The organism is Streptomyces sp. NPDC026394 (assembly GCF_055567735.1).
In genome coordinates, this window is the sequence record NZ_JBVHPX010000011.1 from 89,090 (window position 1) to 106,400 (window position 17,311).

Consider the following 17,311-nt stretch of genomic DNA (forward strand, 5'->3'; position numbering starts at 1 on the left):
CCGGCACGAAGCTGACCACACCTAGGAGGACCGGAAGTGTCCATGGAGGACGTGCTTCGTCCGCTCATCGTCGTAGGCGGCTCCATAGTCGTGACGCTCGTCCTGGGCTGGCTGGCCGACCTGGCACTGCGCCGGGCCGACACGGCCCGCCCGGACACGCCACTGTGGGGACTGCTGCGGCGCTGCCGCGTCCCCCTGCAGGTGGTGCTGGTCACCGCGCTGCTGCGCGGTTTCTACGACAGAACGGGCCTGGCGTTCATCGAGGACCACGAGGCGGGCCTCGGCCAGATTCTCTCCCTCGTCCTGATCGCGGCCACCGCCTGGCTCGCCATCCGGGCGTCGGCGGCCATCGTGGAGTCCTCGTACTCCCGGTACGCGGCCGGCGCGCGGGACGCGGCCCGGGTCCGGCGGGTCCGTACCCAGGTCACCCTGATCCAGCGGGTGGTCACGGCGATCGTCATCGTCGTCGCCGCGGCCTCGATGCTGCTGACCTTCCCGAAGATGCAGACGGTCGGCCAGTCCATGCTGGCCTCGGCGGGACTGGTCGGCATCGTGGCCGGTGTCGCCGCGCAGTCCACCCTCGGCAACCTCTTCGCCGGCCTGCAGATCGCCTTCGGCGACATGGTCCGCATCGGGGACACGGTGGTCGTGGACAAGGAATGGGGCACCGTCGAGGAGATCACCCTGACCTTCCTGACCGTACGGACCTGGGACGAGCGGCGGATCACCATGCCCGTGTCCTACTTCACCAGCAAGCCGTTCGAGAACTGGTCACGCGGGGGCGCGCAGATGACCGGGACCGTCTTCTTCCACCTGGACCACGCGGCCCCCGTGGAGAAGATGCGCGAGCGGCTGCACGAGATCCTGCAGAACAGCACCGACTGGGACGGCCGCGGCTGGAGCCTGGTGGTCACCGACACCACCCCGACCACCATCCAGGTACGCGCCCTGGTCACCGCCCGGGACTCGGACTCCATCTGGTCGGTGCGCTGCGAGGTCCGCGAGCGGATGATCGACTGGCTGCGCGCGGAACACCCGTACGCGCTGCCGCGGGTGGTCACCGCCGCCGCGCCCGACAGCGGGGAGGACACCGCCCGGCTGGCGCGGACGGACGGGGAGCGGCGCCCGGGGACCCTGGACAAGGGGCCGGGGCTGGACGGCTGACAGCACCCGGCTGCCGATGCCGGGGCGCGATGCCGGGGCAGGCGCCGCACCCGGTCCTCGCCCTACGGCAGCGGAGCGCCCCGCAGACTGCGCATGTCCAGCTGGCGCAGCACCCGGTCCACGATCTCCGGGTCGGCGCCCGGCTCGCTGCGCGCCGCCAGCACCTCGTGGCGGGCGGCCGAGAGCATCTCGCTCTGGATGCTCTGCACCTTCTTCATCCGGGTGATGCGCTTCTCGAAGTGCTCCCGGCGGTCGTCGTCCACGATGTCCGGCGCGATGCGCGCACCCATGTCGTAGGCGCGCCGGGCGAGCTGCTCGCTGATCTCCTCCGGCAGCTCCTCGACCTCCAGGATCTCCTTCAGACGCCGTTTGGACGCCTTGATCACCCGGAGCGCCAGCTCGTGCTCCAGCTTCTCCTCGGCCTCCGAGTCGGCCTTGACCCGCAGCTTCTTGACCAGGGTGGGCAGCGACAGGCCCTGGACGACGAGCCCGGAGAGCACCACGGCGAAGGCGATGAACAGGATCTCGTCACGGGCCGGGAAGTCCGCGCCGCCGTCGATCGTGTACGGGATGGCCAGCGCCAGCGCGACGGACGCCACACCGCGCATCCCGGACCACCACATGATCACGGTCTCCCGCCAGCTCAGCGGGATGTCCTCGTCGAAGTCGCGGCGCTTGTGCATCCGCTTGGCCAGCCAGGCGGCGGGCAGCAGCCACAGCAGCCGGACGCCCACCACGACCACCACGACGGCGGCGCCGACGCCGAGCATCTCGCCCCAGCGGCCGGAGGCCACCTTGATGACGTTGTGCAGTTCCAGGCCGATCAGCCCGAAGGCGACACCGGTGACGAGGGTGTCGACGATCTCCCAGAAGGTGTAGCCGGCCAGCCGACCCATCACGTCGTCGGCGTCCACCGCGTACTCGGCGAGGAACAGCGCGGTGGTCAGCACCGCCAGCACTCCGGAGCCCTCGAACTCCTCGGCGAGGACGTACGCGACGAACGGCACCAGCAGCGTCAGGCCGATCTGCAGCGTCGGGTCGCCCAGCAGGCCCATCAGCTTGTTGGTGATCCAGCCCAGCACCAGCCCGACCGCTATCGCGACCACGGCGGACAGCACCAGCGAGCCGATTGCGGAGGGTACCGAGAAGGAGCCGCTGACGGCGGCGGCGAGCGCGACGTGGTACAGCACGATCGCGGTGACGTCGTTGAACAGCCCCTCGCCCTCCAGGATGGAGACCATGCGGCGGGGCAGCCCCAGCTTGCCCGCGACGGCGGTCGCGGCGACCGGGTCGGGCGGTGCGACGAGCGCGCCGAGCACCACCGCGGCGGCGATCGGCATCCCGGGGACGATGGCGTGCGCCACGGCGGCGACGGCGGCCGTGGTCGCGAAGACCAGGGCCACCGCCAGCAGGAAGATGGGCCGGATGTTGGCCGTGAACTGCCGCCAGGAGGTGCGCTGCACGGCCGCGTAGAGCAGGGGTGGCAGCACCAGCGGGAGGATGAACTCCGGCGGTACCTCCACGTTCGGCACGAACGGCAGCAGCGCCAGCACCGCGCCGGCGAGCGTCATCAGGACCGGCGACGGCAGGCCCAGCCGGTCACCGACCGGGACCATGACCACGGCCCCGAGAAGTAGGACGAACATCAGGGCCAGCTGGTCCACGGTGGCTGCACTCCGGGGTCGAGATCGATCACGTACCGACCCAAGCCTGCCATGAAGCGCACAAAAACCGCTCGGACGAGCGGTCCGGCCGCACGGCCGTCCGGCCTACCCGCGCACGGCGCCCGGACGGCCGGCGCGGCGCGTACCGCCCGGACGGCCGGGTCGGAGCGTCCGGCTCAGGCGCTCTCGGCCCGCACCCGGTCCAGGGCGCGCTGAAGATCCTCGGGGTAGGCGCTCTCGAACTCCACCCACTGCCCGTCGGCCGGGTGCTCGAAGCCCAGCCGCATCGCGTGCAGCCACTGCCGGGTGAGGCCCAGCCGCTTGCCGAGCGTCGGGTCGGCGCCGTAGGTCACGTCGCCGACGCACGGATGGCGGTGCGCGGACATGTGGACCCGGATCTGGTGCGTACGCCCCGTCTCCAGCTTGATGTCCAGCAGGCTGGCCGCCCGGAACGCCTCGATCAGGTCGTAGTGGGTGACCGACGGCTTGCCGTCGGCCGTCACCGCCCACTTGTAGTCGTGCTGCGGGTGCCGGCCGATGGGGGCGTCGATAGTGCCGCTCATCGGGTCCGGGTGGCCCTGCACCAGGGCGTGGTAGCGCTTGTCGACCGTACGCTCCCGGAACTGCTGCTTGAGCAGGGTGTACGCGCGCTCGGACTTGGCCACCACCATCAGGCCGGAGGTGCCGACGTCGAGGCGGTGCACGATGCCCTGGCGCTCGGCGGCGCCGGAGGTCGAGATACGGAAGCCCGCGGCGGCCAGCCCTCCGATGACGGTGGTGCCCGTCCAGCCGGGGCTGGGGTGCGCGGCGACGCCGACCGGCTTGACGATCACGACGATGTCGTCGTCGTCGTGCACGATCTCCATGCCCTCGACCGGCTCGGCGACGATCTCCACCGGCGGCGCGGCCTGCGGCATCTCCACTTCCAGCCAGGCACCGCCGTGCACCCGCTCGGACTTCATGACTTCGGCGCCGTCCACCCGGACCTTCCCGCCGGCCGCCAGCTCGGCGGCCTTCGTACGGGAAAAGCCGAACATACGGGCCAGCGCGGCGTCGACGCGCTCGCCCTCCAGGCCGTCCGGTACGGGCAGGGTGCGGATCTCGGGAATCGTGCTCACATCACCGAGTATGTCAGCCCGCTGTGACACTCCCGCCGGCCCCGTCGCCCGGACCCCGTACGTACGGTGTCCGGCCGCCGCGAAGCCGCTGTCAGTCCTTGTGGACCGTGCCGTCCGGGTCCAGGCCGCGGAAGGACAGGATCACGATCAGGATGCCGCCGCAGACGATCGCGGAGTCCGCGAGGTTGAAGACCGCGAAGTGGGCGGGGGCGATGAAGTCCACCACCGCGCCCTCGAAGACGCCCGGCGTACGGAAGATCCGGTCGGTGAGGTTGCCGAAGGCGCCGCCCAGCAGCAGGCCGAGCGCGATGCCCCACGGCAGGCTGTAGAGCTTGCGGGCGATCCGGATGATCACCACGATCACGATCGCCGCGATGATGGTGAGGAAGATCGTCAGTGCCTCGCCGATGCTGAAGGCGGCACCGCGGTTGCGGATCACCTCCAGGCGCAGCAGCGAACCGATCACCTCGATGGGGGCGTGGTGCTCCAGCTTCGCGACCACCAGCGCCTTGCTGCCCAGGTCGAGGAGGTAGACGACGGCCGCGACCAGGAACAGCGTGCCGATCCGCCGCTTGCCCCGGCCCTTGGCCTTCGCCGCGGTGGCGCCGGCCTCGCCGCCGTCCGCGTTCTCGTCCCGGTCCTCGTCCGGCTGCCGCTCCCGCGACGCCGTCCCCTCGGCGCTCCCCCCGGCTCCGGGCACCGCCGCCGTCCCCGGCTCGGAATCCGGTCCGGTCTCCGGCGTACCGGTGATGCGCTCCGCCTCTGCCACGTTGTGAGCCCCTCAGCCCGTCGAGTCCCGCACGCCAGGCCGCCCCCGGCTGAGGACGAGGGTACGGCACAGGCGTACGGACACCGCGGGTACGGTCCCCTCGGCCTCGGGTGATTCATCCGGAGGCGGTCACCGGCCACGCGCCTCTCACCGTCCCGGCCGGCCTCCCGGCACCCTCCACCCCCACCGCGGCTCCCGCCTCTACCGCCCTCCCGCCCCTACCTCCTCTCCTGCCGCTGCTTGCACTCCACGCACAGCGTCGCCCGGGGGAACGCCTGCATCCGGGCCTTGCCGATCGGCTTGCCGCAGTTCTCGCACAGGCCGTACGTGCCCGCGTGCAGGCGCTCCAGCGCGCGTTCGGTCTGGAGCAGCATCTCGCGGGCGTTGGAGGCCAGCGCCATCTCGTGTTCGCGGGTGATGTTCTTGCTGCCGGTGTCGGCCTCGTCGCCGGTGCCTTCGCCGGAGTCCCGCATCAGCCCGGCGAGCGCGTCCTCGGACGCCTCGATCTCGGTACGCAGCCGGGCGACCTCGTCGTGCAGTTCCGTGCGGGCCTCGGCCACCTCGGCCGGCGTCCAGGGGTCCTCGCCGGGCCGTACCGCCAGCTCGCCGGGGTCCGCGGCGCGCGCCTTGGGCACCGCGCCCGCCGTCCCGTCCTGCTCCGCCTCGGCGGCCGGTGCCCCGCCCGGAGTCTGCTTCTCCACCACCGTCTTGGCTCCCGTCTTCTTCGCGGGCACCGCCTTCTCGGCAGGTGCGGTCTTCTTGGCCGCCTTCTTCGCGGCGGCCTTCCGGGGCGCGGGCCCGCCGTCCGCAGGAGGCTCCCCGGCCTCCTTCGCCGCCCTCTTCGCGGCGGCCCTCTTCCCCGGCGTCTTCCCCGGCGTCTTCCCCGGCGTCTTCTTCGCCGCCTTCTTGGCCGCCTTCTTGGCCGCGGGCGGGTGCTCCGGCTCCTCCGCCGGGGCGTCCGGCACGGCCTCCGCGCTCATCGCCGTGGCGGACACCCGCTTCTTCGCCGTGGGCTCGGGCTTGTCGGCCACGGCCTTCCCGGCGTCCGCCGTGCTCTTCTTCGCGGCGGTCTTCTTCGCCACCATGGCCGCGACCCCTTCACGTATGTGATCATGTTCGCGAATCGTGACCGGAACGATAAATCGCCTCAAGGCACGCGGCAACGGGACGCACCGCCCTTTCCCGCCCGGTCTCCCCCACGGCAGCCGGGTCTGCATCCGTTGTGCCCCCCTGCCCGCGCGGTAATCCGCCAGCCCACGGCCCGCCGGGAGCCCGCCACGGGCCGCCCGACGCGCGGGCGCCGACTCCCGCGCCCTGCGTATCGCCATTCGGGTCACGCTCTCGGCGCCCGCTACCTCACTCGGCGCAGCCCGGAAAACCGGTCGGTCCGCCCCGTCGGTGCCCCGTACACTGTGGGCAGCGAAAGGCGCCGACGGGACGAGTAGCGTCGTACGCAGCGATGAGCGATCCGGGGACGGTGCGAGCCCGGAGGCGTGCGCGACGTGAAGATCACCCCCGAGCCGCCGGAAGAACGCCCACGGGCGGCCCGCAAGCGGCCCACGGGTCAGTAGAACCGGCTTCGCGACCCCAATGAGGGGGCGGTGGAGCACGCACCGCCAAGGAGGGTGGTACCGCGGGAGCCCAGGCTCTCGTCCCTCCGGACGGAGAACGCAGCAGGTGTCCGCCGGAGGAACGCCCCGATGTCACAGCCTCAGTACCGCCAGGTACCCGCCCAGGTAGACCTGCCCGCCCTTGAGCACGCGGTGCTCGATTTCTGGCGCGAGCAGAAGGTCTTCGCCCGTACCCTCCAGCAGTCCGAGGGACGCCCCGAGTGGGTGTTCTACGAGGGCCCGCCGACCGCCAACGGCATGCCCGGTGCCCACCACATCGAGGCCCGCGTCTTCAAGGACGTCTTCCCGCGCTTCCGCACCATGCGGGGCTACCACGTCGGCCGCAAGGCCGGCTGGGACTGCCACGGCCTGCCGGTCGAGCTGGCCGTCGAGAAGGAGCTGGGCTTCAACGGCAAGAAGGACATCGAGGCGTACGGCATCGCCGAGTTCAACGCCAAGTGCCGCGAGTCGGTGACCCGCCACACCGACGCGTTCGCCGACCTGACCACCCGGATGGGTTACTGGACGGACCTGGACGACCCGTACCGCACCATGGACCCCGACTACATCCAGTCGGTCTGGTGGTCCCTCAAGCAGATCTTCGACAAGGGCCTGCTGGCGCAGGACCACCGCGTCGCCCCGTGGTGCCCCCGCTGCGGCACCGGCCTCTCCGACCACGAGCTGGCCCAGGGCTACGAAACCGTCGTCGACCCCTCGGTCTTCGTCCGTCTCCCCCTCACCTCGGGCCCGCTGGCCGGCGAAGCGGCCCTGCTCATCTGGACGACCACCCCCTGGACGCTGGTCTCCAACACCGCCGTGGCCGCCCACCCCGACGTCACCTACGTCGTGGCCACCGACGGCCGGGAGAACCTGGTCGTCGCCGAACCCCTCCTCGAAAAGGCCCTCGGCGAAGGCTGGACCACGACCGGACAGACCTTCACCGGCCGCGACATGGAGCGCTGGGCCTACCGCCGCCCCTTCGACCTGGTCGAGCTGGAAGACGCCAACTTCGTCGTCAACGCCGACTACGTCACCACCGAGGACGGTACGGGCCTGGTCCACCAGGCCCCCGCCTTCGGTGAGGACGACCTCAAGACCTGCCGCGGTTACGGCCTGCCGGTCGTCAACCCGGTACGCCCCGACGGCACCTTCGAGGAGGGCCTCGCCCTCGTCGGCGGCCAGTTCTTCAAGAAGGCCGACGAACACCTCGTCGCCGATCTCGACGCCCGCGGCCTGCTCTTCCGGCACGTCGCCTACGAGCACAGCTACCCGCACTGCTGGCGCTGCCACACCGCGCTCCTCTACTACGCCCAGCCGTCCTGGTACATCCGGACCACCGCGGTCAAGGACGCCCTGCTGCGCGAGAACGAGGGCACCAACTGGTTCCCCGAGTCGGTCAAGCACGGCCGCTTCGGCGACTGGCTCAACAACAACATCGACTGGGCGCTGTCCCGCAACCGCTACTGGGGCACCCCGCTGCCCATCTGGCGCTGCGCCGAGGACCACCTGACCTGCGTCGGCTCCCTCGCCGAGCTCACCGAGCTCACCGGCACCGACCAGTCCGGCCTGGACCCGCACCGCCCCTACATCGACGCCGTCACCTTCCCCTGCCCCACCTGCCAGGGCACCGCGACGCGCGTCCCCGAGGTCATCGACGCCTGGTACGACTCCGGCTCCATGCCGTTCGCGCAGTGGGGCTACCCGTACAAGAACAAGGAACTGTTCGAGAAGCGCTACCCGGCGCAGTTCATCTCCGAGGCCATCGACCAGACCCGCGGCTGGTTCTACACCCTCATGGCCGTGGGCACCCTCGTCTTCGACAAGTCCTCCTACGAGAACGTGGTCTGCCTGGGCCACATCCTCGCCGAGGACGGCCGCAAGATGTCCAAGCACCTGGGCAACACCCTCGACCCGATCCCGCTCATGGACCAGCACGGCGCCGACGCCGTCCGCTGGTTCATGGCGGCGGGCGGCTCCCCCTGGGCAGCCCGCCGTGTAGGCCACGGCACCATCCAGGAAGTGGTCCGCAAGACCCTCCTCACCTACTGGAACACGGTCGCCTTCCAGGCCCTGTACGCCCGCACCTCCGGCTGGTCCCCCAGCCCGGCCGACCCCGCACCGGCCGACCGCCCCCTCCTCGACCGCTGGCTGCTGTCCGAACTGAACGCCCTCACCCGGGATGTCACCGACGCCCTCGAAACCTTCGACACCCAGCGCGCCGGCAAACTCCTCTCCTCCTTCGTCGACGACCTCTCCAACTGGTACGTACGCCGCTCCCGCCGCCGCTTCTGGCAGGGTGACAAGGCGGCCCTGCGCACGCTCCACGAGGTCATCGAGACGGTCACCCGGCTGATGGCTCCCATCACCCCGTTCATCACCGAACGCGTCTGGCAGGACCTGGTCGTCCCGGTCACCCCCGACGCTCCCGACTCGGTCCACCTCTCCACCTGGCCCGAGGCCGACACCGCCCTCATCGACCCGACGCTCTCCAGCCAGATGCAGTTGGTGCGGCGCCTGGTCGAACTGGGCCGCGCGACCCGCGCGGAGTCCGGCGTCAAGACCCGCCAGCCCCTCTCCCGCGCGCTGGTGGCAGCCTCCGGCTTCGCAGCACTCTCTCCCGAACTGCGCACCCAGATCACCGAAGAGCTGAACGTCTCCACCCTCGCCTCCCTCTCCGAGGTGGGCGGGAGCCTGGTCGACACGACCGCGAAGGCCAACTTCCGCGCCCTGGGCAAGCGCTTTGGCAAGGGCGTCCAGGCAGTGGCCAAGGCCATCGCCGCAACCGACGCCGCAGCCCTCTCCGTCGCCCTGCGCGAGGGAACCGCCACCGTCGAGGTGGACGGCGAAACGGTCGCCCTCTCCCCCGACGAGGTCATCATCACCGAGACCCCGCGCGAGGGCTGGTCGGTGGCCTCCGACGCGGGGGCCACCGTGGCCCTCGACCTGGAAATCACCCCCGACCTGCGCCGCGCGGGGCTGGCCCGCGACGCCATCCGCCTCATCCAGGAAGCCCGCAAGAACAGCGGCCTGGACGTGGCCGACCGCATCGCCCTCCGCTGGCGGACCACCGACGAAGAGGCCCGCACCGCTCTGACCGACCACCAGTCCCTCATCTCGGACGAGGTTCTGGCCACCGACTTCGCACAGGGCGAGGCCGACGCCACGTACGGCCAGGCGTTCGAGGACGAGAGCCTGGCCCTCACGTTCCGCCTCAAGAAGACCGAGGCGTAGTCACCGAACCGGTGTAGCAACACCACGGCCCCCGACGCACCACGCGTCGGGGGCCGTTCCCGTACCAGCACTCGGGCGTTTCTATGCGACATCAGCCCAATTCGCACCGAAAGCTGCCGAACGGCCAGGGCTCGGGGGCACGCAGGGGTCTCGCCGCAGGCGGTCCGGACGCTGGCCCACGAATCCGATTCACTGAAGCTCAAGGATGCCGTGGGGACCCCCGGCCGAAGGCTGGGGGAGAGTGACCACGCTGGCGTGGCCCTGAGCCCCCCACCACCGGACAGACCGCGCAGCACACGCACCCCTACCGGGGCCGGGCCGCAGGCCGCAAACAAAAGAACCGGGCCCCCGGGGAATCACCCCAGGGGCCCAGCCCTGATTGCCGACCACGCGCTACACGCAACGACTACGCGCGAAGCGCGGCTCCGCTCAGTTGTCGTCCTCGTCGATGAGGAACCCACGCATCGGCGACGGCGCCTGCTGCATGGGCTGCTGCCCCTGCGGCCGCACCGGAGCCATCGGCTGCGTCATCGCCGGCGACATCTGCTGCTGCCCGCCGTACGACGGCGCGCTGCCCGAGCCACCACCGTGACCACCCATCGACTGCCCGCCACCCATGGAGTGGTTGCCCCCCATGGACCCGGCACCGGCCGAAGCCATCGACGGCGACGGCGGCAGCGAGGCGGTCGCCGGCGTCCGCGGCGGCGCCAGCGAGTCGTCGGCCTGGTTCTCCAGCTGGCGCAGCTGGCTCTCCAGGTACGACTTCAGCCGCGTACGGTACTCGCGCTCGAAGCCGCGCAGGTCCTCGACCTTGCGCTCCAGCGTGGCGCGGGCCGACTCCAGCGACCCCATCGCGACGCGGTGCTTCTCCTGCGCGTCCCGCTCCAGTGCGTCCGCCTTCGCACGGGCGTCCCGCTCCAGCCCCTCCGCACGCGAGCGCGCCTCGCCCACGATCTTGTTGGCCTCGGAACGGGCCTCCGCGATCGCCTGGTCGGCGGTCTGCTGCGCGAGCGACAGCACGCGAGCGGCACTGTCACCGCCCGGACCCTGGCCCGGCTGCGGCAGCTGCGGGCCGCCGTGTCCACCGGGGCCACCCATCGGGCCGCCCAGCGGACCGCCGGGCCCCATCGGGCCGGGGCCGTGCGGGCCCTGCGGGCCGTGGCCACCGGGCCCGGCCGGGAGCTGCGGGGCTCCTCCGGTCAGCTGCGGTGGGCCGCCCAACTGCTGCTGTTGCTGCTGTTGCTGCGGCGGCACCGGCTGCGGACCGGATATGGCGGCGGGCACAGGAGCGCCGGGCCTGCCCTGCTGGTGCTGCTGCCCCTGGTCCTGCTGCTGCTCCTGCTGCTTGCGCATGTTCTGCTGCTGGTTCTGCGCGGCGGCCCGCGTCGCGGCGGCCAGCTTGGCGCGCAGGTCCTCGTTCTCCCGCAGCAGTCGGGTCAGTTCGGCTTCGACCTCATCGAGGAAGGCATCGACCTCGTCCTCGTCATAGCCTTCTCGGAGGCGGACGGTCGTGAACTGCTTGTTCCGCACGTCCTCGGGGGTCAACGGCATCTCTACTTCACCTCAACGTAGTCGTCGGCAATCGGCAAGACCGTATCGTTCACACCAACAACACCGACCTCACGACGGTGATCAGGATGTAGACGATGATCATCAATACGAAGAAGGACAGGTCGAGCGCCACGCCCCCGAGACGCAGCGGCGGAATGACCCGCCGCAAGAGCTTGAGTGGCGGATCAGTGACAGTGTAGGTGGCCTCCAGAACGACCACCATCGGCTTGCCGGGTTGCCATGAACGGGCGAACTGGAAGACATAGTCCATCACCAGCCGGAAGATCAACACGATGAGGAAGCAGTACAACGCGATGTAGATCACCTGTCCAGCGATGCTCATCCGCGGTGTCCTCTCCCCTTGCCATGCTGTCGTGTTGGGCGCTTTCGGCCCGGTGTGCCCGGTGTTGCGTCTCAGCTCTGGTTGAAGAACCCGCCCTCTGCGATACGGGCCTTGTCCTCCGCCGTGACATCGACGTTAGCAGGCGACAACAGGAACACCTTCTGCGTCACCCGCTCGATGCTGCCGTGCAGGCCGAAGACGAGACCGGCCGCAAAGTCGACAAGTCGCTTCGCGTCCGTGTCGTCCATCTCCGTGAGGTTCATGATCACCGGAGTGCCCTCACGGAAGTGTTCCCCGATGGTACGGGCTTCGTTGTAGGTCCGGGGGTGCAGCGTCGTGATGCGGTACGGCTCCCGCTCGGACACAACCTTGGGCATGATCACCGGTGCGTTCTTCTCCAGATTCGGACGGTCGGGTGTGATGGACGCCACGGGGGCGATTCGGGCGGGTCGTCCGCTTTCGGCAGCCAGAGGGGCGGACTCACGCTGAGCGGGCGGCTGGGCGACTCGGACGGGTTCGTCCCGTTCCGGGTGCGGCTCGGTGGGTACTTGGGTCTGCTGTCGCCGCCCCCGTTCGGGCTCCGGGTCAAGCTCGGGCTCGAACTCGTCGTCGGGGTCGAACCCCCGGCCGTCGTACCCATCGTCCTCCACGAGGCCGAGGTAGACCGCCATCTTGCGCATCGCGCCGGCCATTCTCTGCGTCCTCCGCTCTGTGGTGGATCGGCTCCGTCACCAGGTGCCTTGAATCCACGCGGTCTGCCCTCCTTTTGGGGGCAATGACCATATTTTGTGCTGTGGTCCGACTTGCTTGGCGACGTTACCCGAGCCGTGGTCGGACTCCGAGTACCGCAGTGCCGACGCGCACATGTGTCGCCCCGGCAGCCACGGCTTCATCGAGGTCCGCGCTCATCCCTGCCGACACCATGTTCGCAGCAGGATGGTTCACGCGCAGGCCGGATGAGATTTCCATCAAACGCTCGAAAGCGGCACCGGGAAGGCCGGCATAACGGCCGGTCAGCGGAGCCACCGTCATCAGGCCGTCCAGGCGCAGCCCTTCGGCGGACGCGACGGCGTCGGCGAGCGCGGCGACACCGGCCGGGGCGACCCCGCCACGCGCTCCGGTCTCTCCCCGGGTGTCACCCGACTCGGCGTCAAGCGCCACCTGGAGCAGGCAGCCGAGCTCACGGCCGGCCCGTACCGCTTCCTTCGACAGCGCGGTGACCAGCTTGGCGCGGTCGACCGACTGCACAATATCGGCGTAATTGGCCACAGACCGCACTTTGTTGGTCTGCAACTGACCGACGAAATGCCAGGTAAGGGGCAGATCCGAGCAGGCCGCGGCCTTCGGTGCCGCGTCCTGGTCGCGGTTCTCCGCCACCTGGCGGACGCCGAGTTCCGCGAGCAGCCGCACGTCGCTCGCCGGGTAGGTCTTCGTGACCACGATGAGGGTCACGTCCTCCCGCTTGCGACCGGCCTTGTCGCACGCGGTGGAGATTCGTTCCTCCACGCGCGCCAGATTGTCCGCCAGTTCGGTCCTACGATCCGTCACAGCTCAGCATCCCAGCCATACATAGCTCGCGAGCCGCCCGGTGACGCGGTCCCGCCGGTACGAGAAGTGGTCCGCCGACTCCAGCGTGCAGATGTGGGAATGCTCACCCATCCGGACGCCGTGCGCGGCGAGTTGGGCACGGACCCCGGCGGCCATGTCCACCGCGGGCGCGCCCCACGAGGTGGTGGCCCAGGCTTCGGGCACCACCGCGGCGACCTCGGCACGCATCGCCTCGGGCACCTCGTAGCAGCGTCCGCAGACCGCGGGTCCGGTACGGGCGACGATCCGGGCCGGGTCGGCGCCGAGCGCGGTCATCGCCTCGACGGTCGCCGGAACCACCCCGGCCACCAGCCCCGGACGCCCCGCGTGCGCGGCACCGGTGACCCCGGCGACCGGGTCGGCGAGGAGCACCGGGGTGCAGTCGGCGGTCAGGACGGCGAGGGCCAGGCCCCGGCGGGCCGTCACCACCGCGTCCACGCAAGGGATCTCGGAGCCGTCGCGCCAGGGGCCGTCGACCACGGCCACGTCACGGCCGTGCACCTGGTTCATCCACACGACCGAGGCCGGGTCCAGGCCCAGCGCCTCGGCCGCCCGTTCGCGATTGGTCCGTACCGCGCCGGGGTCGTCACCGACCGCGCCCCCGAGGTTCAGCTCGGCATACGGAGCGGCGCTCACCCCGCCCCACCGGTCGGTGGAGGCGAAGTGCGCGCCGCTCGTGTCGTTCGTCAGCACCGGGTGCTGTTGCCCTATCACGTCGGGACTTCGGTCACTTCAGGAAGTCGGGGACGTCCAGTTCCTCGGCCGCGGTGTCCGAGTACGGACGGGCCGGCGGAACCTGCGGCGAGGCGGTCGGGGGCGGCGGCACCTCGCCGAGCGGGGACGGGTCGGCCGGGGCCGGTTCCTCGTCCCGTACCGGCACCGAGCCCAGGCCGCCGAAGGACGACGGCCGGGACTCGGCCTGCGGGGCCGGGCGGCTGGGGGCCGGGGCCGGTTCCTCGCGCTTGCCGTTGTTCTGGCTGCCGAGCACGGTCTGCTGACGGGCCGGCGGCTGGCCGCCGTCGAAGCCCGCGGCGATGACGGTCACCCGGACCTCGTCGCCGAGCGCGTCGTCGATGACCGCGCCGAAGATGATGTTCGCCTCGGGGTGGGCCGCCTCGCTGACCAGCTGCGCGGCCTCGTTGATCTCGAAGAGACCGAGGTCCGAGCCGCCGGAGATGGAGAGCAGCACACCGCGGGCGCCGTCGATGGACGCCTCCAGGAGCGGCGAGGAGATCGCCATCTCCGCGGCGGCCACCGCGCGGTCGTCGCCGCGCGCCGAGCCGATGCCCATGAGGGCCGAGCCGGCCTCGGACATCACGGACTTGACGTCGGCGAAGTCGAGGTTGATCAGACCCGGGGTGGTGATCAGGTCGGTGATGCCCTGGACACCCGACAGCAGTACCTGGTCCGCGGACTTGAACGCGTCGAGCACGCTCACCTGGCGGTCCGAGATGGACAGCAGTCGGTCGTTGGGGATCACGATGAGGGTGTCGACCTCGTCGCGCAGGCCGGCGATGCCGTCCTCGGCCTGGTTCGCGCGGCGACGGCCCTCGAAGGTGAACGGGCGGGTGACCACACCGATCGTCAGGGCGCCGAGCGAGCGGGCGATGTTGGCGACGACGGGGGCGCCGCCGGTGCCGGTGCCGCCGCCCTCTCCCGCGGTCACGAAGACCATGTCGGCCCCCTTGAGGACCTCCTCGATCTCCTCACGGTGGTCCTCGGCCGCCTTGCGGCCGACGTCTGGGTTGGCGCCTGCGCCCAGACCACGGGTGAGTTCCCGGCCGACGTCCAGCTTGACGTCGGCGTCGCTCATCAGCAGGGCCTGTGCATCGGTGTTGATCGCGATGAACTCGACGCCCTTGAGCCCGACCTCGATCATCCGGTTGATGGCGTTCACGCCACCGCCGCCGATGCCGACGACCTTGATGACTGCGAGGTAGTTCTGCGGTGCTGCCACGTCGAAGGCCTCTCGCCTCGAGTTACGTGTCGCCGCCGCACCGGGGTGCGGACGTCGACTGATGCCGATGGGACGGTTCGTAGTGCCGACCCGAACCCTAACGCTGAAGTTTAGGGTTACCAGTGCCTGTGTTCCTGGGACTCTTTGGAACGAGACACTAAGTCGACAAGTGGCGCACGTTCAACGAACACGCCGAACCTCCCGTTTTTCTTTTCACCCTATGTGATCACCCATAGTGGTAGCCATCCAGGGTGCTGGCCTGCGGGTACACACGTCAACTCCCCGACACTGCGGGTGCGGTGGGAACACTCACGTCGAAGTGGCGCGCGTCACGCGCCGCTTTCAGGGCCGCGGCGAGCACCTTGGCCTTCGCCGTACTGCGTTCGTCACTCCCCCAAACGACGGTACGGCCGCCCGTCAGCTTCAGGGTGATGGCGTCGAAGGAGCGCACCTCGACGGTGCGAACGTCCTGGTGGAGCGCCTTCGGCAGGGCGGTGACGACGGTGCCGGCCGCGCGCCGGAGCCGGTCGGCGCCGAACCGCCGCAGTCCCGGGCTGTCACGTACGGCCATTTCCAGAAGCGGAACACCCTTCGGGGCGGCGGCGACCGTGGCGAAACGCGTCCCTTCGGCGTCCACTTCGACGAACTTTCCGCCCGTTTGAATAACGAGTTCCGGCTGCCTTTCGGTCACTTTCAGGCTGACCGTGTGCGGCCAGGAGCGCCTGACCGCAACGGACTTGACGCGCGGGAGTTTCGCGCGCACCCGGTCGGCGACGGCCTTCTTGTCCACCGAGGCGAGCGGGGTGTCCATCGGCACCGCGGCGGCCCGTACGACCTCATCGACCGTCAGGACGCCCGTACCGCTCACCTTGACGGCCTCCGTGCGCAGCCAGGTGGAGCCGTACAGGGACCAGGCGCCGAAACCGGCCAGCAGCACCGCACCGGCCAGTGTGATGATCAGAGTGCGCCGGGGCGGCACCTTGAAGTGGGCCCGCAGGCCGGAGCGCCCGCCCGGAAAGCCGGATTCGCCCCGCTTCGCGGGCTTTTTGCCCCCGCCGCCGCTGCCGGACCCGGCGTTGCCGGTCTTCCCGGCCTTCCCGGACGAGGGCGGGCCGGAGCGCGCGGACTTCTTCTCACCGCGTCGGGCGGTCGTCGGTCCGGCCACGCTCCCTCTCCTTCCGGCCGCCACCCCGGGGTTCACCCCCGGGGCAGCACGGCCGTACCGTCCGTCAGCGGCCAGCGACCGCCTCGTACACCATGCCGACCAGCAGCTCGTCCGCGTCCCGGCGGCCGAACTCGGACGCCGCGCGGGACATCTCGTACAGCCGGTGCGGGTCGGCGAGCACCGGGAGCACCTGGCCCTGCACCCACTCCGGCGTGAGCTGCGCGTCGTCGATCAGCAGGCCGCCGCCGGCGTTGACCACCGGCTGGGCGTTCAGCCGCTGCTCGCCGTTGCCGATGGGCAGCGGTACGTAGGCGGCCGGGAGCCCGACGGCGGACAGTTCGGCGACGGTCATCGCGCCCGCGCGGCAGAGCATCATGTCGGCCGCGGCGTACGCGAGGTCCATCCGGTCCACGTACGGTACCGGTACATACGGGGGCATACCCGGCATGTTGTCCACGTGCGGCATTTCGTTCTTCGGGCCGACCGCGTGCAGCACCTGGATGCCGGAGCGCTGGAGCGCCGGCACGGCGGCCTGGATGACCTCGTTGAGCCGCCGGGCGCCCTGCGAGCCGCCGGAGACCAGCAGCGTCGGCAGGTTGGGGTCCAGCCCGAAGGCGGCCCGCGCCTCGGGGCGGACCGCCGCCCGGTCGAGGGTCGCGATGGAGCGGCGCAGCGGAATACCGACATACCGGGCGTCCCGCAGCTTGCTGTCCGGGGTGCTGACCGCGACGTACTTGGCGTACCGCGAACCGATCTTGTTGGCCAGCCCGGGGCGGGCGTTGGCCTCGTGCACGATGATCGGCACCCCGCGCCGCTTGGCGGCCAGGTAGCCGGGCAGCGCGACATAGCCGCCGAAGCCGACCACGCAGTCCGCCTTCGTGCGCTCCAGGATCTGCTCGGCGGCCTTGATCGTGCCGCGCAGCCGCCCGGGGACGGTGATCAGTTCGGGCGTGGGCTTGCGCGGCAGTGGTACGGCCGGGATCAGCCCCAGCTCGTAGCCCCGCTCCGGCACCAGCCGGGTCTCCAGCCCCTTCTCCGTGCCGAGTGCCGTGATCCCCACGGTCGGGTCCTGCCTGCGCAGGGCGTCCGCGAGGGCGAGCGCGGGCTCGATGTGGCCGGCGGTCCCCCCACCGGCGAGTACGACATGCACCG

At 70.8% G+C, this 17,311-nt stretch carries 14 protein-coding genes; 2 read left to right on the top strand and 12 right to left on the bottom strand.

Features of this window, described 5'->3' with window-relative positions; genetic code table 11:
* The first annotated feature begins 42 nt into the window (after positions 1 to 42).
* On the top strand, positions 43 to 1,164 hold the full coding sequence (locus ACZ4QV_RS24565; RefSeq protein ID WP_361142884.1) for a mechanosensitive ion channel family protein: 1,122 nt from the start codon (positions 43 to 45) through the stop codon (positions 1,162 to 1,164).
* Positions 1,165 to 1,226: 62 nt separating this feature from the next.
* Here the strand turns inward: ACZ4QV_RS24565 and ACZ4QV_RS24570 are convergent, their stop codons facing one another.
* The 4 genes from ACZ4QV_RS24570 to ACZ4QV_RS24585 all read right to left on the bottom strand — a co-directional run bounded on the left by ACZ4QV_RS24570 (position 1,227) and on the right by ACZ4QV_RS24585 (position 5,800).
* Positions 1,227 to 2,828 (bottom strand): Na+/H+ antiporter, encoded by a 1,602-nt coding sequence (locus ACZ4QV_RS24570; RefSeq protein ID WP_361142887.1) that lies wholly within the window; start codon positions 2,826 to 2,828, stop codon positions 1,227 to 1,229.
* 176 nt (positions 2,829 to 3,004) lie between these two features.
* Complete coding sequence (locus tag ACZ4QV_RS24575) at positions 3,005 to 3,946, bottom strand: RluA family pseudouridine synthase (protein WP_361142890.1); 942 nt, start codon at positions 3,944 to 3,946, stop codon at positions 3,005 to 3,007.
* Between the two features lie 91 nt (positions 3,947 to 4,037).
* Positions 4,038 to 4,715, bottom strand: a complete 678-nt coding sequence (lspA, locus tag ACZ4QV_RS24580) for a signal peptidase II (RefSeq protein WP_361142893.1) — start codon at positions 4,713 to 4,715, stop codon at positions 4,038 to 4,040.
* A 218-nt stretch (positions 4,716 to 4,933) separates the two neighbouring features.
* Positions 4,934 to 5,800 carry a TraR/DksA family transcriptional regulator gene (locus ACZ4QV_RS24585; protein WP_361619575.1) on the bottom strand — a complete coding sequence of 289 codons (867 nt, stop codon included), beginning with the start codon at positions 5,798 to 5,800 and terminating at the stop codon, positions 4,934 to 4,936.
* Between the two features lie 615 nt (positions 5,801 to 6,415).
* Between ACZ4QV_RS24585 and ileS the strand changes: the two genes are divergently transcribed.
* Positions 6,416 to 9,556, top strand: a complete 3,141-nt coding sequence (ileS, locus tag ACZ4QV_RS24590) for an isoleucine--tRNA ligase (protein ID WP_361639511.1) — start codon at positions 6,416 to 6,418, stop codon at positions 9,554 to 9,556.
* A gap of 429 nt (positions 9,557 to 9,985) precedes the next feature.
* Here the strand turns inward: ileS and ACZ4QV_RS24595 are convergent, their stop codons facing one another.
* The 8 genes from ACZ4QV_RS24595 to murG all read right to left on the bottom strand — a co-directional run bounded on the left by ACZ4QV_RS24595 (position 9,986) and on the right by murG (position 17,309).
* Entirely contained in the window at positions 9,986 to 11,107 is a 1,122-nt protein-coding gene (locus tag ACZ4QV_RS24595; protein ID WP_361142902.1) for a DivIVA domain-containing protein, read from the bottom strand.
* A 49-nt stretch (positions 11,108 to 11,156) separates the two neighbouring features.
* Positions 11,157 to 11,450, bottom strand: a complete 294-nt coding sequence (locus tag ACZ4QV_RS24600) for a YggT family protein (RefSeq protein ID WP_030676138.1) — start codon at positions 11,448 to 11,450, stop codon at positions 11,157 to 11,159.
* 71 nt (positions 11,451 to 11,521) lie between these two features.
* Entirely contained in the window at positions 11,522 to 12,142 is a 621-nt protein-coding gene (locus tag ACZ4QV_RS24605; RefSeq protein ID WP_030024677.1) for a cell division protein SepF, read from the bottom strand.
* A 124-nt stretch (positions 12,143 to 12,266) separates the two neighbouring features.
* Entirely contained in the window at positions 12,267 to 12,998 is a 732-nt protein-coding gene (locus ACZ4QV_RS24610; protein ID WP_361142907.1) for a YggS family pyridoxal phosphate-dependent enzyme, read from the bottom strand.
* 3 nt (positions 12,999 to 13,001) lie between these two features.
* The gene (gene pgeF, locus ACZ4QV_RS24615; RefSeq protein ID WP_467763408.1) at positions 13,002 to 13,751 is read right to left on the bottom strand and encodes a peptidoglycan editing factor PgeF; all 750 of its coding nucleotides are present in this window, start codon (positions 13,749 to 13,751) and stop codon (positions 13,002 to 13,004) included.
* 13 nt (positions 13,752 to 13,764) lie between these two features.
* Positions 13,765 to 14,994 carry a cell division protein FtsZ gene (ftsZ, locus tag ACZ4QV_RS24620; protein ID WP_361142913.1) on the bottom strand — a complete coding sequence of 410 codons (1,230 nt, stop codon included), beginning with the start codon at positions 14,992 to 14,994 and terminating at the stop codon, positions 13,765 to 13,767.
* Positions 14,995 to 15,268: 274 nt separating this feature from the next.
* Positions 15,269 to 16,159, bottom strand: coding sequence for a cell division protein FtsQ/DivIB (locus ACZ4QV_RS24625; protein ID WP_361142916.1), 891 nt, complete (start codon positions 16,157 to 16,159; stop codon positions 15,269 to 15,271).
* Positions 16,160 to 16,223: 64 nt separating this feature from the next.
* Complete coding sequence (gene murG / locus ACZ4QV_RS24630) at positions 16,224 to 17,309, bottom strand: undecaprenyldiphospho-muramoylpentapeptide beta-N-acetylglucosaminyltransferase (RefSeq protein WP_030024673.1); 1,086 nt, start codon at positions 17,307 to 17,309, stop codon at positions 16,224 to 16,226.
* Positions 17,310 to 17,311 lie beyond the last annotated feature (2 nt).